Raw genomic sequence first — 25,044 nt, 5'->3', positions numbered from 1 at the left:
CCTGTAGACAGAGAAAAGTTTTGATATTTGAACTTCGTTGCAGGCAGTAGCAAAAAACCGCAAAATATGGGCAGAAGAGATCGGTTTCTTCTTGGCCCATATTTTTGTATTGCTCAAGTTCTGTTGAAACACTTCAAATATCAAGAATATTGAAAGTCCGGCAGGGCATCTCAAACGGAGAATAGTATAGACAATAAAGTATAAAAAAAGTACGGCAGTTATTTGCACTGCCGTACTTTTTTATAAGATAATCAAAGAATTGTTATAAGCTTAGTTAGAAAACTTTTCTAAAGCTTTTAAAATTTCAGGGTCTTCAATGTTACAAGCGATAATGACCTCGATATCTCTATCGTTTGCCAACTCGTCGACCATTTCCACAAAATCGATGATATTGCTGTCGATCGAACCAATCATCTTATCTAAACTGTCAATGTATATTTTTTCGATGTCGTAATTTGCGCTTAACAGACCGCATAGCAGACCGTAAACAGAATTACGAGTATCTATTTGGAACTCTTCTGTAGAGATGAGTCTGATATCACGATGGAGCTGATGAAGGTGTTTGGAAGTAGGTTCTAAAAATGCAATTTCACCTTTTGCAGTTTCCACATCTTGGTTTGCCATCTCTAGTATTTGTTTTGTTTTTCCACTTCCCGCTTCGCCTAAAATTAGTTTTATCATTTGAAAAACCTCCTATATAAAAGTATAATTATATTGTACCATCAATTGTAAAAATAAGCATTATAAATTATCTAAAAACGGTTTATATGGGTCGATTTTCTTTTTCTCCTGCGGAAAAAAAGCCTTTGGATCAAAATCTTGAGCAGGATCAACATCACAATGAAGCCGATAAAACCTGCGATCAAGTAAAATTTGTACTCTTGTGCCCGCTTCAAAATATTGTTCATACTGTAGATCGATTCCAACGAGTTGTTCGCATAAAGAGGAAGACTTTGTATTAAGGTGCCGTTCTGCTTTATGAGATACTCCCCAATCAAGTCGTCTTTTTGAACGGGGGCTTGAAGTCCTTCTTTGAGGAGAACTTCAAAAACATAAGAACTGTTACTGTTAATATTCTCTACCAGAACGAAATTATCCTTCACATAAAAATCCAATTTTTTTTCAACCGTCTTTGGAAATTCTTGGCTTCCAACGATTTCATTTGCCGAGACTAAAGATTTTTTTTGAAAGTTTTCAAATCCGTAGTCCAACAGTTTTCTTGAGTTTTTGTAAACTTCAAAGGTTTCATTCTTCAAAGAGACCGCGATCACTCGGATCCCGTTTTTTTCTCCTGTGGAAACAAGACAGTTTTTTGCTTCATCCGTAAAGCCGGTCTTTACACCGTCGACAACATCGTATTTGATAGGAATCTGTGTCCCGTTGTAATCTATTTTCTGAGATGACCATAAAAAACGATTTGTATTTCGATAGTATCGGATTTCAGGTGTCTGCTCAGTAGCATGGATCTGGATGAAATCGGTCTTGATCAACTCACGAAACACTTCATGTTTCATTGCCTCTCTGGCCATAAGGGCAAGGTCGTGGGCGGTTGTCGTATGCTTAGGATCGTGTAAACCGTTCGGATTAGTGAAGTGAGTTCCGGTGCAGCCGATCTCTTCAGCACGTTTGTTCATCAATTCGGCAAATGAAGAAATATCACCGGATATCTCCAAAGCCAAAAGTACAGCCGCATCATTTGCAGATTTTATCATCAAACCCTGAAGAAGTTCTTCCACCGTAAACGTTTCCCCCGGGAGAAGATACATCGCACTTCCTTCGGCGGGGCCGAAGGTATCAGGTACAGTGATTTGTTTTTTCAGATCCAAATTTTCCAATGCGAGCAAAGCTGTCATTATCTTTGTTGTTGAGGCGGGATACATTGGTTCGTTCATATTTTTATCATATAAAACCTTTCCGGTGTCAAATTCGATCAAAACAGCAGCAGAACAGGTGAGTGAAGGTTCTTTTGCTGCAAAAGCCGAGCCGGTAAACACGAATAAAAACAGACAGATGAAACAAGTTGCACAAAGACGTATAGAACGCTTTTTACGAAAAAACATTGGTCATATCATCCTCCTTTGAAGGTGTATTTTGATTAACGGGTATAGTATAACAAAAAAAACGATAGAACAAAACAACTAATCCGTAAAAAATACGATAATTGTTCAAGATTTTTATTTCTACACGATGCGAATAAGTTTTAAAACTTTGTTACAATATGATTAATCAGAAATAAATTTGCTAGAAATTGTATCAGAGATATGTTAATCTAGTAATGTTACAGATGTTTGCGATCAAGTTTAAACTGGAGTTGATTTTTTTGTGGAATCTTAAGGATATTCTTATTAATATACAGATCAAAGATCTCTTTGATATTTTGATCGTTTCTTTTATTTTCTATAAACTTTATTTACTGATAAAAGAAACCAGGGCTGAACAGTTGATGAAAGGGATCCTCATCCTTTTATTCATCACCAAGGCTGCGGAATTTTCAAAACTCCATTCCGTGTCATGGTTGCTCAACAATACTATCAAGGCAGGAATGTTTGCTCTTGTCGTCGTGTTCCAACCCGAGTTGAGAAGAATCTTGGAACACCTCGGACAAGCCAAGTTCATATCTCCAAATATGAAAGCCTCGAGGGGTGATACGGAAAAAGTTATCGATGAATTGGTTGAAGGCTGCTCTTCTTTATCCAGACAGAAGATCGGAGCCCTCATTGTAATAGAGAGAAAAACGGGGATCAATGAAGTAATACAGACGGGAACCTTTTTGGATGCCGATATTTCAAGACAGTTGCTCATCAATATCTTTATTCCCAATACGCCGTTGCATGACGGTGCCGTTGTTATCCGAAAAAATAAAATCATTGCAGCAGGTTGTTTTTTGCCTTTGACAGAAAACAAGTTCTTGAACCAGGAGCTTGGGACAAGACATAGGGCGGCACTTGGGATCAGCGAACGCTCCGACTGTATCTCTGTGGTCGTTTCCGAGGAGACGGGAGCGATGTCCGTTGCTATAAGTGGAAAACTGCGCAAGGGACTTAAGGAAGATGAGCTTCGCAAACAACTGGTCGATTCGTTGATGGAAGAGCCTGTCAAATATTCTTTTATGGCAAAGAAGGTGAGTAAGCAAGATGAATAAAATATTTGAAAAGAATATGGGGATCAAGATGTTTTCTCTGTTATGTTCTTTTTTTCTATGGTTTTATGTAATGGCGGTGGTAGATCCTATTGATACAAAGGATATTTTGATAAACAACATTCGTTTTTCTTATGAAGGCGCACAGGAAAACGAATTTACTCCTATAGGGAGCCTTCCTTCCATTCGTCTTAGGGTGAGGGGAAAAAACAGCGATATTTCGAAAATCACCCCGGATAACTTTTCTTTGAACGGGATCATCTCCAACCCAAAGGTTGGGGCTAACAGAGCAGTGCTAAAGGCGGAACTCCCTACACGAATCACCTACGAAATCGTTCCCGGAGACATCTATATAGAGCTGGATAAACTCAAGGTTCAAAGCCGAACAGTGGAGATCGTAACGGTCAACTCCCTGCCTGAAGACAGAGAAGTAAAGGTTATTGACTCCAACGTCAAGGCAACTTACATCGAAGGTCCTCAGTCTCAATTGGATAAGGTAGACAAGGTGATAGCAAGGGTTGATCTATCGGGTCAGGAAGAAGATTTCAGCCAAAAAATCAACCTTCTTCCAATCGATGATAACGGAAAAGAGGTCGCCAATGTGACCCTAAATACGGAATATGTATTCGTCAGAGTAGTGATCAATCACAAAAAAACGGTGGATGTCTTACCCAATATTATAGATACCAATAATGAGGGAGTCCTGCTTTCGGCATACAAGGCTGTGCCGGACAAAGTAACGATAAGCGGAACAAAGAACAGGATCGATTCCATCAAAGGAATCTATACACAGTTGATCAATTCATCGGAGTTGCAGGGAAGGCTGGATGAAAAGATCAAGTTGGATGTTCCGCCCGGTATCACTACAAGTGTGAACGAAGTTATCTTGAAACGTTCTGCAGAGAACTTGATTGAAAAGACCTTTGTGTTGTCAGCTGATAAAATCGACTTGAGAAACTTCTCCCGTGATGAGGAAGAATTTCTTCGCTCAGAGATCCCCGACATCACCTACAGCGTATCGATAAGCAAAGAGTTTGAAGACGAATTGGAAGAAAGTAATGTTGTATTATCCATGGATAAAGAGAAGATGGATGAAGGAACTTTGAGGATCCCCATTGTGTTGGAGACCGATCTTCCGATCGATGAATACAATATCGAACCTCGATCTGTAACCTTCAGCTACAACTCTGATTCCGTACTGCAATAATTGAAACCTTAAGAATAGGAGAGTAGAAGAAATGAGAAAATATTTCGGAACAGATGGAGTAAGAGGAGTAGCAAATTCCGATCTATCCGCGGAATTTGCATACCGAGTCGGAGCTGCCGGAGCCTTTGTGTTGAAAAAACACCAACAGAGCTCCTCGGAGACGGTAAAAATCGTTATCGGAACGGATACCCGTATTTCTAAAGATATGCTTTCCTCGGCGATCGCTGCGGGAGTGATGAGTGTCGGTGTCGATGTTATTGATGTGGGAATCGCACCTACTCCTGCCGTTGCTTATTTGACGAGAAAATACGGTGCAGATGCGGGTGTTGTGATCTCCGCCTCCCACAACCCTGCAGAATATAACGGTATAAAGTTTTTTGATTCCAAAGGATTTAAGCTCCCTGATGAGCTCGAAGAAGAAATAGAGTACTATATGGAACATCCCCCTGAGAGAAAAGCGGAAAAAGTGGGACGAAAAGTAGAAGAGCACGAAGCAAGATCTGCGTATTCTTCCTTTGTGGCGAGTTGTATTGAAAACAATCTGTCCGGTCTCAATGTTACAATAGATTGTAGCAACGGTGCGGCCTACTCCATTGCCCCGGAAGTTTTTGAGAGTTTGGGAGCAAAGGTCCATGTAATAGGTAATAGCCCTGACGGGTACAATATCAACCTCAACTGCGGTTCCACCCATATGGAAGCCCTTAGGGAAGCCGTAATCCGAAACTCTTCAGATATCGGTATTGCCTACGATGGAGATGCAGATCGATTTTTGGCAATAGACGAAAAGGGAGAGATCGTCGATGGAGACAAACTCCTTTTGATTGCAGCAAAAAATTTCAAGAAAAAAGGTAAACTTAAAAATAACACCTTGGTTGTAACGGTAATGAGTAACCTCGGTCTGAAGATCGCCGCACAAGAACTGGGAATAGACCTTTCCATTACAGCAGTAGGAGATCGGTATGTTTTGGCCGATATGTTGGAGAAGGACTACTGCATAGGCGGAGAACAGTCGGGGCATATGATATTTAGCGATTATAATACTACGGGAGACGGTATTTTATCCTCTCTTATCATCTGTAATATCATGAAGGAGGAGGGCAAGAAACTCAATGAACTCGCCTCGATCATGGAAGTGTATCCTCAGATACTGATCAATGCAAAGGTAAAGCCTGAGAATAAGAACTCGTACTTGGATGATATCGATATTCAAAATGAAATTAAGAGGATCGAAGAAGTATTTCACGGAAAAGGAAGGGTCTTGATCCGCCCTTCGGGAACAGAGCCTTTAGTCAGGGTCATGATAGAAGGAAAAGATATACAGATAATTGAAAAAGAAGCGAAGAACCTTGTTTCTTTGATTGAATCAAAGCTGTCATAGGAGGAGACATACGCCAATTAGCACTTTTTAATTGGCGTATTTTAATCTATGTTGACAGAAAAACGCATGCTTTGTCTTTTCAAGATGTCCTTGTATTTGAAGTCAAAGAGTTTATTTTATACCATTATCCGTTTGAAGCGTTCATACCAATCAGCTTTATTCTAGGGGAGATACAACGAATCTTTGGGATGTGAGTGTTGATAACTATACTTCGATCGGAAAACAGTATTAAAATCAAAATTGGAAAAAGTAAATGTTCTTGAATGAAACAAAGAAAAACACAGGAGATAATCAATTAGGGGGATTATTAAGATTGGAACAACTATACCGAGTGTTAAGGAAGGTAGAAAAACCGGCACGTTATGTCGGAAATGAAATAAATCAGGTGATCAAAGAGCTCAAGGATGTAAAGATACGCTTTGCCTTCGCCTTTCCCGATCTGTACGAGATAGGGATGAGTCATTTGGGGATGCACATCCTATACGGAGTTTTGAACAACGAGCCCGATATCTGGTGCGAGAGAGTCTTTGCCGTGGCGGATGATATGGAAAAGCAGATGAAGGAAAATAACATTCCTCTGTTTTCTTTGGAAAGTAAAACACCCGTCAGGGACTTTGACTTTGTGGGTTTTACTCTCCAGTATGAGATGTCTTATTCGAACATTCTCAATATGTTGAGTATGGCGGGGATCCCTCTCTTATCCGAAGAAAGAGGCGAGGATGAGCCTTTGGTCATCATGGGAGGTCCTTGCAGTTATAATGCCGAGCCTTTAGCGGATATCGCCGACATTATCTCGATCGGAGAAGGAGAGGAGTCTCTTTTGGAGATCATGACTCTATACAAAGAGCACAGGTCTTCAGGAACTTACAGTAAAAAGAGATTTTTGGAAGATGTGGGAAGAAGAGTCGAAGGCTCCTACATCCCCTCTCTATACCGTGTGACCTATCATGAAGATATGACGATAAAGGAGATCTCTCCTACAGTGGAGGGCCTTCCTCAAAAAATAAAGAAACGAATCATTAGAGATATGAATAAGGTGTACTTTCCCACCAAGACCCTCGTACCCAATATCGATGTCGTTCACGAACGTGTTATGGTCGAACTGTTTCGAGGTTGTACCAGGGGATGCAGGTTTTGTCAGGCGGGGATGATCTACCGTCCCATAAGAGAACGCTCTCCGGAGAAGGTAAAGAAGCTCATTGATGAGGTACATGAAAGTACAGGCTACGAGGAGATTTCTTTGACATCGTTGAGCAGCAGCGACTATTCAAAGCTGGAACCTTTGATAGAAACCTTGGTTCAGGAGTACGTACCCAAGAACACGGGAGTGTCTCTTCCTTCTTTAAGGTTGGACAACTTTTCTTTGGAGACGGCAAACCTCGTTCAAAAGGTCAGAAAATCCGGCCTGACCTTTGCTCCGGAAGCCGGAAGCCAAAGGCTCCGAGATGTGATCAATAAGGGGATCACCAAGGAAGATCTGATTTCTACGATGAGGACCATCTTTTCAAACGGTTGGCATAGCGTGAAACTTTATTTTATGATCGGACTTCCGACGGAAACCTATGAAGATCTCGATGGTATCGCCGATCTGGCCTATACGGTTATCGACATCTACCGAGAAGTCAACAAAAACAAATTCAATAAAAAATTCAATGTGACGGTCAGCGTATCTAACTTTGTCCCCAAGCCGTTTACCCCATTCCAGTGGTTCGGTCAAAACAGTCAGGAAACCTTCAACGAAAAACATCGTTATTTAAAGGAAAAATTGAGAAACAGAAATATAAAATTCCAATATCACACAACGGACATCAGTTACTTGGAGGCCATTTTTGCAAAAGGCGACAGACGTTTGGGCAAGGTTCTGATCAAGGCTCATGAAAAGGGGTGCAAGTTCGACAGCTGGGATGAACACTTCCTCTTTGAACGTTGGATGGAAGCCTTTGCGGAGTCGGATGTGGATCCGAGTTTTTACATCAGGGACGACATTCCTTACGAAGAGATCCTGCCTTGGGATCATATCGACTGCGGAGCTTCAAAGTCGTTTTTGATTCGAGAGAATGAAAGAGCCAAAAAGGCGATCTTGACTGCGGATTGTAGAGTTTCCTGCAATGCCTGCGGAATAAACTTGGATATTGCCAGGGGGTTATGTTGATGATACTTCGTCTTAAATTTGAGAAAATGGGTGATATTGCATACGTCTCGCACAGGGATCTGATTAATGTAATGAGCCGCTCCATCCGCAGAGCCGGTATCCTCGTTAAGTACAGTGAGGGTTTCAATCCCCATGCCAAGACCTCCTTTTCGCCTGCATTGTCACTTGGAGTCGAAAGTAGGGCGGAATATATGGATATGGAGGTAGAGGACGATTCGATCTCCTGTGAAGAGGTACTTCAACGTTTAAACAACAGCGTTCCACGAGGTCTGCGCTTCTTGTCGGTCATCAGGATCGAAAGGTCGGATTCGTTATCGGCAATCATTACTCATAGCGAATACAAGATTCTTATAGACAAACAAGCGGTGGAGGAACAGATCCTATCGAAGGCGGTGGAGCTGATAAGGGATGAAGAGGCCCTCTTTATTCAAAAGAGGAATAAGCGCAAGGAATTCAAGGAGGTCGATGTTCGGGACATGATCATCAAACCGGAGTACCTCCCGTTGGAACACGACTATCTGATCTCTGTTGTTCTTCAAAACTCTTCTCAGGGAGGATTAAAACCGGATGATTTTATGGAGATCATAAGCAGGTACTCCAACACAAAGATAGAAGACTATCGTTGCTTAAAGACACGCTCGTTTTCAAATCACAGCGGAGCCATGGTCGCTCTGGATTAAAAAACAGGAGGTCTCAATGAAGAAACTCATCGTTGAAAAGAGCGACTACCTCTTGAAACTCGCCTACATGGATGCAGGCGTTCTTAAGAGAGTGGAACTTCTGAAAACACAACATTCCCTCAGAGTAGGGCAGGTCTACAAAGGTATAGTAAGAAAAAAAGTAGCGGGGCTCAATGCCTACTTTGTCGATTTGGGGAAAGAGCAGGGATTTTTGCAAAGCAGGAACAGATATAATCTTGGAGATACCGTCCTGCTTCAGGTCAAGACGGAAGCAGTCGGAGAAAAACAGGCCAAAATGACGGAAAAACTGTCGCTGTCGGGAGACTACATCGTATATCTTCCTTTTGAAAACAAGGTTTCCGTATCTAACAAGCTCCCCGAAGAGGTGGTTGGAACGATCACGGAAAAACTCCGATCCCGTTATCCTAAAGAAGGACTGATCCTGCGCACCGCAGCATTGAATACCGATTTTGAATCCATCGAAAAAGATCTGCTTAAACAAAAGGCTATATTTTACGGTATCAAAGAAAATTATGAAGCCTCTCAAAAAGGACTGTTGTATGAAAAAACCTTTATAGAGCATTTTTTCTCTTCCTTCTTTGAAGATGTTCGGGAGGTATCTTCGAACGACAAAGAGCTCTTGAAACAAATAAAGGAAATCCTGAGCAAAAGGATGGAATACCCTCGTTATGTTTTTGAAGAAGCTCCCTTGTTTCGCACCCTGGGGATCGATTTGAAAAAGCTCTCACAGAAACATTACAAATTCGGAGAGTTGAGCCTTGTGATAGAAAAAACGGAAGCCTTTACCGCTATCGATGTCAACAGCGGCTACCGCAAAGGTCATCTCTATATGGACGATACTGCTTTTGAAGTCAACTCTTCTTCTTGCAAACACATCGTGGACTTGATCATATTAAAAAACATCTCCGGAGTCATCCTCGTGGACTTTATCGATATGAAGTCTCAAGCATATAAGGAAAACCTTTTGGAAGTCTTGAAAAGAGAGTTTTTAAGAGACCATAAAAAGGTGAGCGTGTTGAACATAACGTCTTTGGGTATCGTGCAGATCATAAGAAAGAGAGACAGCTCCGATGTTATGGAGGAACTGCTCTGTGACTGCCCCTATTGCTTCGGAAGCGGAAAGATCCCGAAAAAAGAATGGTTTCTTGATTCGATACGATCGGAGATCGAACACTATTTCCTACACTATCGTGTCAAGGAAGCTCCCCTTATCATCGAAGTCCCCTACGTCATCAAACAAACCGTGGAGGCTTCCTTGGAAGTTTTGGAGACGAAATACAACTGTAAATTCTTGCTTGAGTTTAACTATAGCGGATGGGATATAAGAGTTTATCAGAGAAAAGAGGATAAATCATGATTATTGCAAATCAATGGATAGATTATGAGATTTTGGATACAAATAACGGAGAGAAATTGGAACGATGGGGAAATATCGTCTTAAGAAGACCTGACCCTCAGATCATATGGCAGAAAAAAATTGATGAAAAGCTTTGGAACAGTGCACAGGCTCGCTATTTTCGAAGCAGTAAAGGGGGAGGAGAGTGGAAGTTTTATTCGAAACTTCCTCAAGATTGGACGATAGACTACAAAACTTTGAAGTTCAAGGTCCATCCTACGGGGTTTAAGCACATGGGGCTTTTTCCGGAGCAGGCTGCAAACTGGGACTGGTTTTCCGAAAAGATATCTGTTTCCGAAAAGCCTATGAGGGTTTTAAATTTGTTTGCCTATACCGGAGGAGCAACCTGTGCCGCCTCCGCTGCGGGATCTTCTGAAGTCGTACATGTCGACGCATCCAAAGGGATGGTTCGTTGGGCGAAGGAAAACAGTATCCTCTCAGGACTAGAAAACAATAAGATACGTTTTTTGACAGACGATGTCTTTAAGTTTATCGAAAGAGAGATACGTAGAGGAAACACCTATGAGGGGATCATCATGGATCCCCCTTCTTATGGAAGAGGCCCTAAGGGCGAGGTATGGAAGATTGAAGAGAAACTCACCGATCTGATCTCTTTGGCGAGAAAGATCTTATCCAAAGATTTTTCCTTCTTCCTGATCAATTGTTATACCACCGGTTTTTCAAATATTGCCCTCGAAAATATGTTGAAAATGGAATTTTATGGGCAAAGCCGAAGGATAAGTTCAGGACAGACCCTGCTCCCCGTAAGTGAAGGAGGACTCTTTTTACCCTGCGGCATCTATTGTAGAGTGGAGTGATCCTGTTATTTAAACGAGGGATCTCTTTTTCCTTGCGATCGCGGAGATCATTTTTGTGACAGGTAAAAGAGATCGATCGTAATAAAATTTATAAAGCAGAGTACAGATAGTGAAGAAGGTATTGAAATGAAAAAATTTTTAGTGATCGATAGGGCTGTATTGCCTCAAGTATATGAAAAGGTTCTCGAAGTAAAGGAGCTCGTTCGAATGAACGAAGTCAAGAGCGTATCTTCCGCGATAAGTAAGGTGGGGATCTCCAGAAGCACCTTCTATAAATACAAGGACTTCGTATTTTCCTTGTCCGATTCCTCCGTGACACAAAAGGCTTCCATTCATCTTATGCTAAAGCACGAGAGCGGAGTTTTGGCGGAGATCTTGAAGATCCTTGCGGAGAAGAAAGCAAATGTACTTACCATTAATCAGAACATCCCGATCAACAGGACCGCCGATGTCTCCATTACCTTTGATCTTCAACATATGGATGTCGATATAGACCATCTCTTAAATCAGTTTAGGGAGTTGGAGGGAGTCTTAAATGCGGAACTTCTCGCCTTGGAGTAAAAACAAAATTTTTTTGCGAAGAAATGGTACCGAAAATAAAGGGATTGTCATAAGATCTGTAGAATAATAGATAAAGGGAATAGAAATCTTGCTTGGTTAGGAGATAACATGAACTTTGATAGTCACTTTTTACAGGAAATAAAGGAAAAAAACGATATTGTCGATGTGATCTCCGACTATGTTCAATTAAAAGGCAGCCACGGCAGATTTATCGGATTATGCCCTTTTCACAATGAAAAGACACCTTCTTTTTCCGTGAATGAGACAGGGCAATTCTATAAATGTTTCGGCTGTCAAGCAGGAGGAGATGTCATCAAATTCATTCAGGAGATCGAAAAAGTCGATTTTCCCGAAGCGGTCAAACTCTTAGCCCGCAGAGCGATGATCCCTATTCCTGAAGAGAAGGTCCTTACGCGTAAAGAGATTGAAGAAAGAGAAAAAAAACAGAGGCTGCTCGAGATCAACCTGGAAGCAGCTAAGTTCTATCGAGAAGAACTCTTCAAAAATAATCGTGCAAAAGAATATCTCTCCAAGCGAAAACTCCAGCGAGAGGTTATCCTCCGTTTCGGCCTGGGTTATGCTCCGCTTGGAAATAAACTTCTATTTTTTTTGCAAGAAAAATACAGTAGGGAACTCTTGGTGCAAAGCGGCCTTTTTGTCGTTAAAGAAGGTTCCGAACTTGCGGATAAGTTTAAGAATAGGCTGATGTTCCCCATTTTCAATGAGGGAGGAAAGGTGATCGCTTTCGGTGGGAGAGCTCTTGATGATTCTTTCGGTCCTAAGTATCTGAACTCTCCCGAAACGGTTCTTTTTTCGAAGAAACACAACCTATATGCCTATCAAATCGCAAAGAAACACTTGGAACACAACAGCATTATTTTGTCCGAAGGGTATATGGATACAATCATGTTGCATCAATTCGGCTTTTCCAATACGGTCGCTTCGCTCGGAACAGCTTTCACTGTTGAGCAGGCAGCTCTGTTAAAGAGGAGAAAGGTTCAGCATGTATTTATCGCCTATGATTCCGATAAAGCCGGAAGAAGTGCCACATATAAGGCTATGGATCTGCTTTTTAAAGAAGGGTTGGACCCTTTGGCTGTAATTTTCGCGGATTCGAAGGACCCGGATGATTATTTAAAGAAATTTGGGGTAAAAAAATTTAGAGAGTGTATGGAGAATGCACTTAACATAATCTCTTTTAAGATCTTCGTCTTAAAAGAAACATTTAATTTAGAAAACGAAGTAGATAGGCTCAACTATATAAAAGAAGCGATACAGATACTTAAATCCTATGAAGATAAGGTGCAGAACAGCCATTTGATTATAGAGAGCACTTTGATCGACTTGTCTAAAGAGACCGGATTCTCCATCAAAGCTCTCGGTCAGGAAATGTACGGGAAATATTTCAGTATGAAACAGTTTTCCGGCCTGTCCTTGGAAGCGGATAAGGTCAAAAAACAGGAAGTAAAAGAGATCGACAGAGACAGCCACATATCGAGGAGAGAAAAAAGATTGCTTCGTATCATTGCTCAGGATAGAGATCTTATAGATCGTTATAAGATAGACACCCGGGATTTTTTCGACGAAGAAAATAAAAGGACCTTTGAACTTATGTTATCCGAAAGTTTCTCGGAAAAGACGGTTGGAGAACCTTTAAAACAAAACGAGTCTGAGGAACAGATCGACGAACTTATAAGAAGTATACGTAGAGAAAATATCCGTATGCAAATACGGAAGTTAAAAAAAGAACAAGCTGAAATGTCAAATTCATCCAAGAACAGTTCAAAATATATTGAACTCAGCCTTAAGATAGTAGAGTTACAAAAGCACTTGAGATAAAAGCAATATACCATTGTTTATAGAGGGGAAGTACGAGATGACAATAAATGCGAATGAAAATACCAAGTTGAAAGAGTTGCTGGAAAAAGGCAAGATAAAGGGTAATTTGACTTACGGAGAACTGGCCGATGCATTGGGAAATCTGGAGATGGACAAGGATGATATCGAAAATGCCTACGAAACACTCAACCAGTTGGGGATCGAGCTCGTAGATGAGGTTACCGCTAAGGCGGTTAATACAGAGAATTTTGACGAGCCCGCATTTGAGAAGGACAGCGATATTGAAGATGTCAAAGTCGAAGAAGAAGATTTATCCGTTCCCAAAGGAGTATCGATTGACGATCCCGTCCGTATGTATTTAAAAGAGATCGGAAAGATCGCCCTGTTGTCAGCCGAGGAAGAGATTGAACTTGCCCAGCAGATGGATGAGGGCAGTGAAGTTGCCAAGAAGAAACTTGTGGAAGCTAATCTCAGGCTTGTCGTTTCCATTGCAAAGAGATATGTCGGACGAGGAATGTTGTTTTTGGATCTGATCCAGGAAGGAAACCTCGGTCTGATTAAGGCAGTCGAAAAATTCGATTACAAGAAAGGATTTAAGTTTTCTACCTATGCTACATGGTGGATCAGACAGGCAATCACAAGGGCCATTGCCGATCAGGCAAGGACAATAAGAATTCCTGTTCATATGGTAGAAACCATAAACAAACTCATCCGTGTTCAAAGACAGTTACTACAGGAATTGGGTCGAGATCCAAGACCGGAAGAGTTGTCGGAACATATGGAGATGTCTGTTGAAAAGATTCGAGAAATTCAAAAGATATCTCAGGAGCCGGTCTCTTTGGAAACTCCGATAGGGGAAGAAGAGGACAGCCATTTGGGCGACTTTATCCCCGATGATGACGCTCTGGCTCCGTCGGAAGCTGCTGCATATTCTTTGCTGAAAGAGCAGCTGGAAGAAGTTCTTTCGACCTTGAATGATAGAGAACAGAAGGTTCTAAAGCTTCGGTTCGGACTGGAAGATGGACGAACCAGAACTCTGGAGGAGGTTGGTAAAGAGTTCGATGTGACACGCGAGAGAATTCGCCAGATAGAAGCAAAAGCGCTTAGAAAGTTGAGACATCCGAGTCGTTCAAAAAAACTGAAAGATTATTTGGATTAAGTTTTCGAAATGGAAATACTTGACTTTTAAAGGACAGTTTGCTATATTATTTCTAGCAATAATAGTATAATCAAGGAGTACACCCTTGATTATACTATGTTTATCAAACTTATTATCAGGAGGAACAGTACAAATGAAAAGATTACTCACAGTGGGATTGGTATCGGCAATGATCCTTTCCCTGGCTGTAGGTTGCGGACCAAAAAAAGAAGCGGAAGCACCCGCGACCGAAGCGGAAACACAGACGGAAGAAGCGGCGCAACCTGCTGCGGAAGGAGCTAAAAAGGTAGAAGTGTTATTCTATCAATTTAACGATACGTATCTTTCTATGGTTCGTGAAGAGTTGAAAAAACTTGATGAGGCGGATCCGGAAATTGAATTTTCCTTCCAAGATGCTCAGGGCGATCAAGGAAAACAAAACGATGAAGTGGACGCTACTTTGAGCGGAAACGTGGATGCTTTGCTTGTAAACTTGGTTGACACCGGAGCAGCACAGGTCGTTATCGATAAAGTGAAAGAAACCGAAAAACCTTTGGTGTTCTTTAATAGAGAGCCGGACAATATCGACTCCTACAAGACTTATGACAAGGCGAGGTTTGTAGGTACTCAAATCGAAGAAGCCGGAGTGATGCAAGGAGAACTCGTAAAGGCTTATTGGGAAGCAAACAAAGAAACAGCAGACAGAAACAAAAACGGAAAATTGGATTATGTATTGTTGCACGGCGGACTTGACAATGCTGAGGCAATTGCAAGAAGTGAATACTCCGTAAAAACCGTTATGGATGCCGGAATCGAGGTAAATAAGATCGGAGAGCAGATCGCTCTTTGGGATACAGAGAAAGCAAAACAGGCCATGGATGCTTGGTTGGCAAAAGATGAGGCAAATATTGACGTGGTATTTGCGAACAATGACGGAATGGCGATCGGTGCGATCAACGCTCTGAAAGCGATCGGATACAACGATGCAGATACATCCAAGCATGTAGCGGTATTCGGTGTAGATGCTACTGAAGAGGCTAAAGCGGCGATCGCAGCAGGCTCTATGGACGGAACCGTTATGCAGGATGCTCCGGCTATGGCGAAGGCTATGTATGACCTGGCTAAGAATGCTGCAAACGGAAAAGAGTTTATCGAAGGAACAGACTATTCTTACGATGCTTCAGGAGTTGCAGTGCGTATTCCGTATGCAAAGTATGAACAATAAAAGGTAAATCCGGGACTTTATATTAAAAAGAATCGCACATAGCGTGCGATTCTTTTTGTAAATACCGCATTTTTTGTATTTATAAAGGAGTTACGTATGTCCAATCAGACTTATTTGTTAGAAATGAACGGGATATCCAAGTCGTTTCCGGGAGTCAAGGCTTTGGATAAGGTTCATTTGCATGTAAAACCCCACAGCGTACACGCGCTTATGGGCGAAAACGGTGCGGGCAAATCCACCCTGATGAAGTGTCTATTCGGAATCTACCTTGAAGATGAGGGGGAGATCATCCTCAATGGAAAAAAAGTAAAATTCGAATCTCCAAAAGAAGCCTTAGAGTGCGGAGTGGCGATGGTACATCAAGAATTGAATCAGGTTATGAAACGCTCTGTTGCTGAAAATATGATGCTCGGAAGGTTTCCGAAGAAAAACTTTCTGGTGGACCATAAAGAAATGTACCGTTTTACACAAAAGGCCTTTGATGAACTTGGAATAAAGATCGACCCGAAAAAAAAGACGGAAGATTTGTCGGTTTCGGAAAGGCAGATGCTTGAAATTGCAAAGGCAGTCAGTTATGATGCCAAGATCCTGATCTTGGATGAACCGACTTCATCCCTTACCGACCAGGAGGTCGAAGTTCTATTTCGTATCATCCGTATGTTGAGAGAACGAGGAATGGGAATCGTTTATATTTCTCATAAGATGGAAGAGATCTTACAAATCTCCGACGACATTACCATCTTCCGTGACGGAAAATGGGTCGCTACAGAAAGTTGCAAGGATATGACAACCGATAAGATCATCAATTTGATGGTCGGAAGGGAGTTGACAAACCGTTTTCCTCCAAAGGATAATAAACCGGAAGGAGTGATCCTGGAAGTCAAAAATCTAAGCGGAAAATATGAACCCTGTATCAAAGACATCAGCTTTGATTTGAGGAAGGGAGAGATTCTCGGAGTTGCAGGACTTGTCGGTGCGGGAAGAACAGAATTGCTTGAGACGATGTTCGGAGTTGCTACCAAGAGCAGCGGTAATCTTATTCTTCACGGGAAGGAGATCGATAACTCGACACCGAAGCACTCTATAAAAAACGGATTTGCTCTACTGACAGAGGAACGTCGTGCAACCGGTATCTTCCCGATGATGAATATCGCTTCAAATGCCACGATTGCCAACATTGATAAGTATAAGCAGTTCGGTCTCCTAAACAACAACAGCATCAAAAAAGACACCAAGTGGGTCATCGAATCAATGTCGGTCAAAACTCCTTCACAAAACACTTTGATCCGAACTCTTTCAGGAGGAAATCAGCAGAAGGTCATCATAGGCAGATGGCTTTTGACTGAACCGGAGATCTTATTGCTTGATGAGCCCACCAGAGGGATCGATGTAGGTGCAAAATATGAGATCTATCAGTTGATCATCGATTTGGCCAAAAAAGGTAAGGGAGTCATCATCGTTTCGTCAGAGCTTCCTGAACTGCTTGGAATCTGTGACAGGATCTTGGTCATGTCAAATTACCGATATGCCGGAATAGAAGAAAACAAAAACTTGGATCAGGAAACCATCATGCACTTGGCAACAAAATATTTGTAGGAGGATTATATTATGTCGGAAAACACAATGAGCCGAAAAAAAGTTTCAGACTTGGCTTTAAATTATGCTCTGTATGTTATTCTCGGATTGTTGATTGTATCTATTATTATTTACGATCCGTCTTTTCTATCGATTAGAAACTTTAAGAATATTCTTATGCAAGCTTCAACAAGAGCGATCATGGCTCTTGGAGTTGCAGGCTTGATCGTATTGCAAGGAACGGACCTGTCTGCCGGTAGGGTAATGGGTCTGTCCGCAGCCATCGCAGCCTCTCTCCTTCAGTCGACCGATTTTGCGGCAAGAATGTACCCCGAACTTGGAGATATTGGATTGTTTCTCCCTTTTCTCGCTGCTATAGCTGTGGGAGCAATCTTCGGTATCGTAAATGGATTGGGGGTTGCTTTTTTGAAAATACACGCCTTTATTGTGACCTTGGGTACACAGTTGATCGCCTTCGGATTGATAAACCTCTACATCAACAGTCAGCAGTTTGGAGCACAGCCCTTGGGAACTCTAAACCCGGAATATGTAAAGTTTGCAACAGGTTCCTTCCTGGGTGTTCCCAATCTTATTTTATATCTGGTGATCACCGCTATGATCATGTGGGTTATCTGGAACAAAACAACTTTAGGGAAGAATATGTTTGCGATCGGAGGAAATCCCGAAGCAGCTGCCGTATCGGGAATAAACCTTGTAAAAAACATTATGATCATCTATTTGATCTCGGGAGTTTTGTATGGTTTTTCCGGTTATTTGGAGGGGGCTCGTTTGGGTTCGGTAAATCCGAATACCGGATTCTCCTATGAGCTTGATGCCATTTCCGCCTGTGTGGTAGGAGGAGTTTCGTTTGCCGGAGGAGTAGGTACGATCCCGGGAGTATTGATAGGAGCTGTGATCCTTCAATTTATCAACTACGGATTGAACTATATCAAGGTCGATCCCAATATTCAATATCTTGTAAGAGGTCTGATCATCATTATTGCGGTAGCAATCGATGCAAGAAAATACATCTCCAAGAAGTAGGAGGATGGACTATGACCGAGAGCTTTCACTTAAATCAGGAGGCCTACATTCTCGAAAACGACAAACTTAAGGTCTGTGTTCTGAAGAATTTTGGCGCTAAGATCGCTTCCATCACACATAAAAAGACAGACTTTGAGTTTCTCTTTCAGCCCTCTTTGAAGAAGTACCGACTACCCGTGCCCAATGGAGGCTTTGCAGATTTTGACACCTCGGGCTTGGATGATACGATCCCTACAATCGATGCCTGCAGTTATCCCGGTACGACTTGGCTTCTTCCTGACCACGGAGATGTATGGTCGAGAAGATGGGAATTTTCCCTTAGAGGACCTCTATTGAAGGCAAGTATAAATCTTGCTTCTGTTCCCCTTCTATTCGAGAGGGATATGGAGCTTAGAGACAACAGATTGGTACTCTCGTACTCTCTTACAAACAACACCAACAAAGCTTATCATTATTTGTGGGCCTTGCACGGCTTAAACCGTGTGGAAGAAGATACAAAACTTCTCTTTCTGAAAAGAGAAGAAGAAATTATAAATGTAAAAGACGATAGGATCTTTGACTTTGATTGGAGGGACCTATCCGAATTTTCGGATAAGTCTTCCTATAAATTTTATATATCAAAGGAGCTATCTACCGATAAAGTAGGTCTCTATTATCCGAACAAGCAGCTTTCTTACATCATTCACTTTGATCCGTCCGAACTTCCTTATCTTGGAATATGGTTTACAAAGGGAGGATTTAAAGGAGAGTATAACTGTGCTTTGGAGCCTTGTAACGGCTTCTACGATTCTCTGGAGCGCTGTGTTGAAAATGGGAAGTCTGCATTTATTGAAGCCTTTTCTACAAAGACATGGACAGTAGAGATAGAAATAAGAGATGATATAGAAGGAGATTGTTAGTATGGCAGAACTTAGATGGAATCCCTTGTTGAAGGACTGGACAATCGTTGCGGGGCACAGACAGAACAGACCGGATATGCCCAAGGACTACTGTCCCTTTTGTCCCGGTTCGGGAAAAGTCCCTGAAGCATATGATGTTCATAAGTACGACAATGATTTTCCGGCCCTATCTCAAGATCCTCCGTTTCCTTACTCGGAAGATTCCGCACTCTATAAGACGAAAACAGCTTACGGAAAATGCGAGGTCATCCTGTATTCTCCCGAGCACCATGCCTCGATCTGTGAACTTTCGACAGAACATATCAAAAAACTGGTTGACTTATGGCAAGAGCGATATGAAGAACTTTCCAAGGATGAGAAGATCAAATATATTTTTACCTTTGAAAACAGGGGGGCCGAAGTAGGGGTAACTATGCCTCATCCCCATGGACAGATCTACGGCTACTCTTATCTTCCCTTAAAGTTACAAAAAGAACTGCAAAATAGCAAAGAATTTTATGAAGAACACAAAAAAAATCTCTTTGACGAGATGAACAAAGAAGAGAAGAGGAGCGGTAAGAGGGTGATTTTTGAAAACGAAGATTTTCTGGTATACCTTCCCTTTTTTACCGATTATCCCTATGGGGTGTATATCGTATCCAAGTCGGATCTCGGGAGCTTTTCGGACTTTTCCGAATCGCAAAAGAAAGTTTTTTCCGAAACCTTGAAGAAGGTAACGGGAATGTTTGACAGTTTGTTTGACAAAAAATTTCCGTATATGATGGGGATCTATCAGGTTCCGGTCAACTCCGAAGCCTATAAGGATGCAAAGGACTACTACCGTTTCCATATCAAATTTTATCCTCCAATGAGAGGTGAGAAGAGCATCAAATACAATGCTTCTTCCGAAACGGGAGCTTGGGCAAATGCGAACCCCAGAGTTGTAGAGGAGACCGCAGTCGAATTGCGGGAAGCCTTAAATAAATTTTTGGAAAGTGGTAAATGATGAATATACAAGACTTAGAAAAGCAATTTAAGAGGGAGTTTGACCAAGTCGACACAAAAACCTTTTTTTCTCCCAGCCGAATCAACATTATTGGAGAACATATCGATTATAACGGGGGAAGTGTTTTTCCCTGTGCAATTGAGATCGGTACCTATGCAATTGCCGCTAAAAGAGATGACAATATCATATCCCTGATATCCACGAACTTTTCTCATAGAGACTCTTTTGAAATACAGTCCGATCTCATATATTGTGAGGACAAACAATGGGTCAACTATCCCATGGGAATGGTTTGGTCCATGATGAAAAGAGGATTTAAGGTAGGGGGCTTAAACATTTTGATCTCCGGGAACATCCCGAACGGAGCAGGACTATCATCTTCCGCATCCTTGGAACTTTTGATCGGAGAGATCATCAATGTACTTTATAATGACGGAAATATTGACAAGATGGATCTCGTACTGGCAGGGAAGGAGATGGAGAATGATTTTATAGGTGTACACTCGGGCGTTATGGACCAATTTGTCATCGGGATGGGCAAAAAAGACAATGCTATTCTGCTTGATACCGAGACTCTCTCTTATGGTTACGTCCCCTTGAAACTGGACGGATATCGTTTTGTTATTATGAATACGAGAAAGAGAAGAGAATTGAAGGATTCCAAATACAATGAACGTAGGCAGGAATGTGAGAGGGCAAAAGAACTGCTTTCCTCTTTGAGACCTTTAAACCACCTTTGTGAATTGGACGAAGATGAATTTGACAGCCTTTCTTATGTATTGACAGGAACCTTGCTCAGGCGTGCAAGGCATGTTGTAACCGAGAACACAAGAGTGAAAGCGGTGATAAATGCTATCGAAAATAAAGACATGCCCGAACTGGGCAGGTTGTTGAATGCTTCACACCATTCCCTAAAGGAAGATTTCGAAGTTACGGGAATCGAGCTTGACACTCTGGTATCTCTTGCGCAAATACAACAAGGTTGTTTAGGTGCCAGAATGACCGGTGCAGGCTTTGGAGGCTGTGCCATCGCCTTAGTCAAGAACGAAGAAGTGGAAGACTTTATTTCATCTGTTTCAAAGGCCTATGCCGAAAAAATCGGGTATGAAGGTGAATTCTTCGTCTCCGGTATCGATGACGGTGTGCGTGAATTGTAGGACTCTATAAGCTCAAAAAACTCTGATTCTATCAGAGTTTTTTGTTAGAGAAATGTCGTACGAGAGTATAACGTGCTTTTATACTATTATCTTTTTGAATTTTTCTATTACAACATTTCCCCATCTGCTGTCGTCCAGGCAAAAAAAGATCTGTTGAAGGCACAAAAATTCGTCTTCAACAGATGGAAAAAAGTCTTATTTTTTGAGGTATTCGATTAGGTCATGTTCCTGTTTCAGTTCTGTAAGAAGAAGCAGATCTCGCACGATCGTGTTTCTCAAGTACTGAAATTCATCTACCTTGGTATGTTCAAAGGAGTATTGGAGAGAATCTAAGATAACAAGCAAATCATTTTTCGAGATATTTTCAATTGATATTTTATCAAAATTTTCCATCACTTCACCTCACCTTATAATGTACTCAAGCTTAATACATAGTTTTCGAATACCAAGTTCGATAAAATTGTAGAATTGATAGCACTTACCGTGCTTAGTGCAAAGTCAATATCCGTTTGAAAACCCATTTCGCGATTGTCATACTCAAAAAGCCTCTCCTCTATAAAGGGAAAAATTCCTTCCAAGGGAAGAGTTTTGGAATAAGCATCTTCATTGTCTGAAAAAGAGTAGGAGGTGTTCAAATAGCGATGCAGGTCTTTTTCATAACCGAGATGTTCAACCAAGTGAGAGGAATAGTAGTCTCTATCAAAATGGGGCCTACAAAAATAATCACAGATATAGTGATTGATAATGCCCAGCTTTTCCGAAAGTTTTGCTAAGGAAAGGAAGTTTCCGTTGCAATTGTATTCATACAAGTCTTTAATTAACGAGTAGATAAAATCATGGTTACTCTGCTTATAGTGTTTCACTGTCGGAAATACAAACGGAAAATCGGGTTCAATGTTCCCTAAAACAAAAGATTGTTTGTTCAATTGGATATTCATATTTCTTTGGATTCCATCCAAAAAATACAAAGCAAATTTCGCGTGAGATTGAATTAACACCGCTACCTCCTGATATGGCAAAAAACTATTTAACTCTCACATTGTACTATACAAAACCTTAGAATGCAATAATAAGATGGTGTGGGCTTCATTTATCATAGCAATAGAAGCTCGCTATTTACAAGATGAGATACATTACAAAGACCCTTTTCTTTTTGGAAAATATATTTTCCGCACTCCGAAACAAAAGTCTCTTTTACACTGATACCCCGTTAAACAGAAGAAATTCAATCAATGTCAATAATATTTTCCTTATCGGAAGATGCTTCCACATCAATAACGGATAAACTTAAAGAAACAAGAATTTGGCAATCACACTGTTTCCAAGGAAAGCAACGCCCTGTCGATTTCGCAACCAAGACAATTTGTTTTCTATGGAATACAAATTGCTCATATCAACAGCGTAAAGGAAAAAAGCTCTCGCACATTTTTTGAATGATACGATACTGTCCTAAAAGAATCGTTTCTCCGTCAAGATATGATCGGCCTTCATATCGTAGGGATCAAGAGGGATCTTCTCATACAATTGTTCTTCAAAGGCAAGAGCGAGGGTAGTCGCGGAAGAAGACAAAGTAGTAACAAACCGATCGTAATATCCCCCTCCATAACCCATTCGGTGTTTCTCGAGGTCGAAGGCCAAGCCCGGAACAAGGACCAAGTCGATCAACTGAGAGGAAACAATTCTATCCTTATCAAAATATGGAGATAGGATCCCGTAGCTGTCTTTTTGCAACTGCTTTTTCGGATCATCCACCTTGCAACAGAGCAGTTTTTTCTCGTCTGTCAAAGTAATGGGAGCATATACGAATTTTCCTTGCTCCAACGCATAGTCCAGGATCTTCCAAGTATTTACTTCCGAGCGAAAACTTAAATAAATAAAGAGGTTCTCTGATTTCTGAAACAACGGGAGTTTGATCAACTGTTCAAAAATCAGATTTGATTTTTCCAAGCGAAGTTTTTCATTCATGGCATCTCTGTTTTTTCGAGCCATACTTCGAAATGTCCTTTTATCCATAAAATTATCCATCCTTGCTGAACTGTTTAACCCATATTCGATCTGTTCACATAACAAATCCGATAAAGCATTTGCCTTCAGAGAATCCAAAGGTTTGATCCTTGATGATTAATATCATTTTACAACGTTTCCGACAGATTGGCAATTTAAATTTTTGAAATCTCAACACTTTTAACACATTGAAACATTCCATAATTTCATGTATAATGGTAGAAACTTTTAATACAGGGTATATTGAGGTCTATATGATTATTTTTGAAAATGTTTCAAAATCTTACTTTAAAAATGCTCCTCCCGCTTTAACCGATGTCAATTTTGAAATTGAAGAAGGAGAGTTTGTTTTTTTGATCGGGAAATCCGGAGCCGGCAAGTCTACGATCGTAAAATTACTTATGAAGGAGATTGATGCTTCCAAAGGAGAGATCATTGTTTTGGATCATTCTTTGAGAGAATTATCCCTTAGAGAAATCCCTATGTATCGCCGACATATCGGTATCGTCTTTCAGGAGTTCAGATTGTTTCAAAACAAAACCGTATATGAAAATCTGGAATTTGCTCTTGAGATCACAGGTACGCCATATCAAAAAAGAAGAGAAAGGATTTTATACGCCTTGTCTTCGGTAAATCTGAGAGGCAAAGAAAAATTTTATCCTCATCAACTTTCCGGAGGGGAGCAACAGAGGGTCGCGATAGCCAGAGCCCTCATAAACAAACCTTCAATCATCATTGCGGATGAACCCACCGGAAATCTTGATCCTGAGAGTGCAAGAGAGGTCATGCAATTGCTGTTTGATCTGAGTTTAAAGAAGATCACGGTCATCGTTGCAACACATGCACAAAAGATCGTCGACGAAATGGATCAAAGGACTATTGAGTTCAAAAATGGAAGAGTGGTAAGAGATGAACCCGGAAGGAGAGGAATTCTATGGTAAGGATATTTTTTACAAATATTCTAAAAGCATGGAAGAACATCCTTCGCAATTTCAGTATTTCTCTTGCATCCATCATCTCTATCGCCCTATCCCTGTTCATTTTTGGGATCATCTTTTGTATCATCGTAAACATAAACCATATGGCCCATCTTGTCGAAGAGAGATACGATGCCATGCAGGTGTTTATATCAACCGACTCCGCCGGTGAAGCTCAAGAGGAGATCGTCGTCTATCTCAATGAAAGTAAACGCATCAAGGGCTATTCCTTTAAGTCTTCCGAGCAGGCTATGAAGGAATTTAGGAGTAGGATGCAAGATAACGATTACTTATTTGAAGGGCTTCCCAACTTCTTGGAAGATTCTTATGTTGTCCATCTCTTGAATCCTGAAGATGCCAAGGAAGTTTCTGCGGAATTAAAGACTTTATCTGCAGTAAGTGATATCGTGTATTATCAAGAGATCTTAGATAAGTTGCTTTTAATCTCCAATGCGGTATCACGATTCGGCTTTTTTCTGACGTTATTTTTAATGACAATCTCCTTCTTCATCATCTCTTCAACGATTAAGATTGCCTTCTTTTCATATCGGGAAGAAGTCTTTATCATGAGATGCTTGGGAGCGACAAACTGGTTTATTCGCGGACCCTTTTTCACAGAAGGGATTCTCTTAGGGATATCAGGGGCCTTTCTTTCATGGATTCTCCTTATACAGGGATATGCTTTTCTACAGACTTCCCTAGTGGGAGATAATATCCTGTTGGCTTCCTACTTTATCCCCGCAAAAGATTTGGCCGTACCGATAATGAGAACATTTTTGTTGATCGGTGGCGGAGTTGGGGCAGTATCAAGCCTGTTTTCTCTAAGAAGATATTTAAAGGTGTGATTTT

23 protein-coding genes are annotated in these 25,044 nt (G+C 41.2%); 18 read left to right on the top strand and 5 right to left on the bottom strand.

Translation table 11 applies throughout. The features are described 5' to 3' along the window. Window positions 1-270: 270 nt before the first annotated feature. Together ACFO4R_RS04655 and ACFO4R_RS04650 are read right to left on the bottom strand one after the other, a co-directional pair. Window positions 271-681 carry a hypothetical protein gene (locus ACFO4R_RS04655; RefSeq protein WP_379787874.1) on the bottom strand — a complete coding sequence of 137 codons (411 nt, stop codon included), beginning with the start codon at window positions 679-681 and terminating at the stop codon, window positions 271-273. A gap of 71 nt (window positions 682-752) precedes the next feature. Next, window positions 753-2,060 (bottom strand): D-alanyl-D-alanine carboxypeptidase family protein, encoded by a 1,308-nt coding sequence (locus ACFO4R_RS04650; protein WP_379787873.1) that lies wholly within the window; start codon window positions 2,058-2,060, stop codon window positions 753-755. Window positions 2,061-2,284: 224 nt separating this feature from the next. Here ACFO4R_RS04650 and cdaA point away from each other — a divergent pair, with 224 nt between their 5' ends. The 16 genes from cdaA (at window position 2,285) to ACFO4R_RS04570 (ending at window position 21,214) form a co-directional block, all read left to right on the top strand. Further along, on the top strand, window positions 2,285-3,142 hold the full coding sequence (gene cdaA / locus ACFO4R_RS04645; protein WP_379787872.1) for a diadenylate cyclase CdaA: 858 nt from the start codon (window positions 2,285-2,287) through the stop codon (window positions 3,140-3,142). After that, window positions 3,135-4,346 (top strand): CdaR family protein, encoded by a 1,212-nt coding sequence (locus ACFO4R_RS04640; RefSeq protein WP_379787871.1) that lies wholly within the window; start codon window positions 3,135-3,137, stop codon window positions 4,344-4,346. Before cdaA ends, ACFO4R_RS04640 begins: the two co-directional genes overlap by 8 nt. A 31-nt stretch (window positions 4,347-4,377) precedes the next feature. Then, on the top strand, window positions 4,378-5,724 hold the full coding sequence (glmM, locus tag ACFO4R_RS04635; RefSeq protein WP_379787870.1) for a phosphoglucosamine mutase: 1,347 nt from the start codon (window positions 4,378-4,380) through the stop codon (window positions 5,722-5,724). A gap of 253 nt (window positions 5,725-5,977) precedes the next feature. After that, a complete protein-coding gene (locus ACFO4R_RS04630; protein ID WP_379787869.1) occupies window positions 5,978-7,876 on the top strand; it encodes a TIGR03960 family B12-binding radical SAM protein in 1,899 nt (632 codons plus the stop codon). Continuing rightward, the gene (locus tag ACFO4R_RS04625; RefSeq protein ID WP_379787868.1) at window positions 7,876-8,556 is read left to right on the top strand and encodes a TIGR03936 family radical SAM-associated protein; all 681 of its coding nucleotides are present in this window, start codon (window positions 7,876-7,878) and stop codon (window positions 8,554-8,556) included. The genes ACFO4R_RS04630 and ACFO4R_RS04625 overlap by 1 nt, the downstream gene beginning before the upstream one ends. A gap of 16 nt (window positions 8,557-8,572) precedes the next feature. Then, window positions 8,573-9,934, top strand: coding sequence for a ribonuclease E/G (locus tag ACFO4R_RS04620; RefSeq protein WP_379787867.1), 1,362 nt, complete (start codon window positions 8,573-8,575; stop codon window positions 9,932-9,934). Continuing rightward, window positions 9,928-10,791 (top strand): class I SAM-dependent methyltransferase, encoded by an 864-nt coding sequence (locus tag ACFO4R_RS04615; RefSeq protein WP_379787962.1) that lies wholly within the window; start codon window positions 9,928-9,930, stop codon window positions 10,789-10,791. The genes ACFO4R_RS04620 and ACFO4R_RS04615 overlap by 7 nt, the downstream gene beginning before the upstream one ends. 126 nt (window positions 10,792-10,917) lie before the next feature. Further along, window positions 10,918-11,352 (top strand): ACT domain-containing protein, encoded by a 435-nt coding sequence (locus tag ACFO4R_RS04610; RefSeq protein WP_379787866.1) that lies wholly within the window; start codon window positions 10,918-10,920, stop codon window positions 11,350-11,352. Window positions 11,353-11,460: 108 nt separating this feature from the next. Further along, a complete protein-coding gene (gene dnaG, locus ACFO4R_RS04605; protein WP_379787865.1) occupies window positions 11,461-13,191 on the top strand; it encodes a DNA primase in 1,731 nt (576 codons plus the stop codon). Window positions 13,192-13,228: 37 nt separating this feature from the next. Then, complete coding sequence (rpoD, locus tag ACFO4R_RS04600; protein ID WP_379787864.1) at window positions 13,229-14,350, top strand: RNA polymerase sigma factor RpoD; 1,122 nt, start codon at window positions 13,229-13,231, stop codon at window positions 14,348-14,350. Between the two features lie 133 nt (window positions 14,351-14,483). Beyond that, window positions 14,484-15,554, top strand: a complete 1,071-nt coding sequence (locus tag ACFO4R_RS04595) for a galactose ABC transporter substrate-binding protein (protein ID WP_379787863.1) — start codon at window positions 14,484-14,486, stop codon at window positions 15,552-15,554. 96 nt (window positions 15,555-15,650) lie between these two features. Continuing rightward, entirely contained in the window at window positions 15,651-17,150 is a 1,500-nt protein-coding gene (locus ACFO4R_RS04590; RefSeq protein WP_379787862.1) for a sugar ABC transporter ATP-binding protein, read from the top strand. Between the two features lie 12 nt (window positions 17,151-17,162). Further along, on the top strand, window positions 17,163-18,173 hold the full coding sequence (gene mglC, locus ACFO4R_RS04585; protein ID WP_379787861.1) for a galactose/methyl galactoside ABC transporter permease MglC: 1,011 nt from the start codon (window positions 17,163-17,165) through the stop codon (window positions 18,171-18,173). An 11-nt stretch (window positions 18,174-18,184) separates the two neighbouring features. Next, window positions 18,185-19,072, top strand: coding sequence for a DUF5107 domain-containing protein (locus ACFO4R_RS04580; protein ID WP_379787860.1), 888 nt, complete (start codon window positions 18,185-18,187; stop codon window positions 19,070-19,072). 1 nt (window position 19,073) lies between these two features. After that, window positions 19,074-20,057 carry a galactose-1-phosphate uridylyltransferase gene (galT, locus tag ACFO4R_RS04575; RefSeq protein ID WP_379787859.1) on the top strand — a complete coding sequence of 328 codons (984 nt, stop codon included), beginning with the start codon at window positions 19,074-19,076 and terminating at the stop codon, window positions 20,055-20,057. Next, window positions 20,054-21,214 carry a galactokinase gene (locus ACFO4R_RS04570; protein WP_379787858.1) on the top strand — a complete coding sequence of 387 codons (1,161 nt, stop codon included), beginning with the start codon at window positions 20,054-20,056 and terminating at the stop codon, window positions 21,212-21,214. Before galT ends, ACFO4R_RS04570 begins: the two co-directional genes overlap by 4 nt. 195 nt (window positions 21,215-21,409) lie before the next feature. Here ACFO4R_RS04570 and ACFO4R_RS04565 read toward each other — a convergent pair whose 3' ends face one another. The 3 genes from ACFO4R_RS04565 to ACFO4R_RS04555 all read right to left on the bottom strand — a co-directional run bounded on the left by ACFO4R_RS04565 (window position 21,410) and on the right by ACFO4R_RS04555 (window position 23,227). Then, complete coding sequence (locus ACFO4R_RS04565; RefSeq protein WP_379787857.1) at window positions 21,410-21,607, bottom strand: hypothetical protein; 198 nt, start codon at window positions 21,605-21,607, stop codon at window positions 21,410-21,412. Between the two features lie 14 nt (window positions 21,608-21,621). Beyond that, a complete protein-coding gene (locus tag ACFO4R_RS04560; protein WP_379787856.1) occupies window positions 21,622-22,212 on the bottom strand; it encodes a zinc dependent phospholipase C family protein in 591 nt (196 codons plus the stop codon). A gap of 451 nt (window positions 22,213-22,663) precedes the next feature. Further along, window positions 22,664-23,227 carry a 5-formyltetrahydrofolate cyclo-ligase gene (locus ACFO4R_RS04555; RefSeq protein ID WP_379787855.1) on the bottom strand — a complete coding sequence of 188 codons (564 nt, stop codon included), beginning with the start codon at window positions 23,225-23,227 and terminating at the stop codon, window positions 22,664-22,666. 245 nt (window positions 23,228-23,472) lie between these two features. Here ACFO4R_RS04555 and ACFO4R_RS04550 point away from each other — a divergent pair, with 245 nt between their 5' ends. Together ACFO4R_RS04550 and ftsX are read left to right on the top strand one after the other, a co-directional pair. Continuing rightward, entirely contained in the window at window positions 23,473-24,159 is a 687-nt protein-coding gene (locus ACFO4R_RS04550) for a cell division ATP-binding protein FtsE (RefSeq protein ID WP_379787854.1), read from the top strand. Further along, window positions 24,153-25,040: a permease-like cell division protein FtsX gene (ftsX, locus tag ACFO4R_RS04545; protein WP_379787853.1), complete on the top strand. Its 888-nt coding sequence runs from the start codon at window positions 24,153-24,155 to the stop codon at window positions 25,038-25,040. Before ACFO4R_RS04550 ends, ftsX begins: the two co-directional genes overlap by 7 nt. The last annotated feature ends 4 nt before the right edge of the window (window positions 25,041-25,044 follow it).

The sequence above is a fragment of the Filifactor villosus genome (genome assembly GCF_042652965.1).
GTDB lineage: Bacteria > Bacillota > Clostridia > Peptostreptococcales > Filifactoraceae > Filifactor > Filifactor villosus.
This window is presented reverse-complemented; position numbering and strand designations above follow the sequence as displayed.

Coding starts and splice junctions, on each gene's coding strand:
- ACFO4R_RS04580 (WP_379787860.1), top strand. CDS start 18,185: ATGACCGAGAGCTTTCACTTAAATCAGGAGGCCTACATTCTCGAAAAC.
- galT (WP_379787859.1), top strand. CDS start 19,074: ATGGCAGAACTTAGATGGAATCCCTTGTTGAAGGACTGGACAATCGTT.
- mglC (WP_379787861.1), top strand. CDS start 17,163: ATGTCGGAAAACACAATGAGCCGAAAAAAAGTTTCAGACTTGGCTTTA.
- glmM (WP_379787870.1), top strand. CDS start 4,378: ATGAGAAAATATTTCGGAACAGATGGAGTAAGAGGAGTAGCAAATTCC.
- ACFO4R_RS04590 (WP_379787862.1), top strand. CDS start 15,651: ATGTCCAATCAGACTTATTTGTTAGAAATGAACGGGATATCCAAGTCG.
- ACFO4R_RS04610 (WP_379787866.1), top strand. CDS start 10,918: ATGAAAAAATTTTTAGTGATCGATAGGGCTGTATTGCCTCAAGTATAT.
- ACFO4R_RS04630 (WP_379787869.1), top strand. CDS start 5,978: ATGTTCTTGAATGAAACAAAGAAAAACACAGGAGATAATCAATTAGGG.
- ACFO4R_RS04595 (WP_379787863.1), top strand. CDS start 14,484: ATGAAAAGATTACTCACAGTGGGATTGGTATCGGCAATGATCCTTTCC.
- rpoD (WP_379787864.1), top strand. CDS start 13,229: ATGACAATAAATGCGAATGAAAATACCAAGTTGAAAGAGTTGCTGGAA.
- ACFO4R_RS04570 (WP_379787858.1), top strand. CDS start 20,054: ATGATGAATATACAAGACTTAGAAAAGCAATTTAAGAGGGAGTTTGAC.
- ACFO4R_RS04650 (WP_379787873.1), bottom strand. CDS start 2,060: ATGTTTTTTCGTAAAAAGCGTTCTATACGTCTTTGTGCAACTTGTTTC.
- cdaA (WP_379787872.1), top strand. CDS start 2,285: ATGTTTGCGATCAAGTTTAAACTGGAGTTGATTTTTTTGTGGAATCTT.
- ACFO4R_RS04565 (WP_379787857.1), bottom strand. CDS start 21,607: ATGGAAAATTTTGATAAAATATCAATTGAAAATATCTCGAAAAATGAT.
- ftsX (WP_379787853.1), top strand. CDS start 24,153: ATGGTAAGGATATTTTTTACAAATATTCTAAAAGCATGGAAGAACATC.
- ACFO4R_RS04550 (WP_379787854.1), top strand. CDS start 23,473: ATGATTATTTTTGAAAATGTTTCAAAATCTTACTTTAAAAATGCTCCT.
- dnaG (WP_379787865.1), top strand. CDS start 11,461: ATGAACTTTGATAGTCACTTTTTACAGGAAATAAAGGAAAAAAACGAT.
- ACFO4R_RS04625 (WP_379787868.1), top strand. CDS start 7,876: ATGATACTTCGTCTTAAATTTGAGAAAATGGGTGATATTGCATACGTC.
- ACFO4R_RS04620 (WP_379787867.1), top strand. CDS start 8,573: ATGAAGAAACTCATCGTTGAAAAGAGCGACTACCTCTTGAAACTCGCC.
- ACFO4R_RS04555 (WP_379787855.1), bottom strand. CDS start 23,227: ATGGATAAAAGGACATTTCGAAGTATGGCTCGAAAAAACAGAGATGCC.
- ACFO4R_RS04655 (WP_379787874.1), bottom strand. CDS start 681: ATGATAAAACTAATTTTAGGCGAAGCGGGAAGTGGAAAAACAAAACAA.
- ACFO4R_RS04640 (WP_379787871.1), top strand. CDS start 3,135: ATGAATAAAATATTTGAAAAGAATATGGGGATCAAGATGTTTTCTCTG.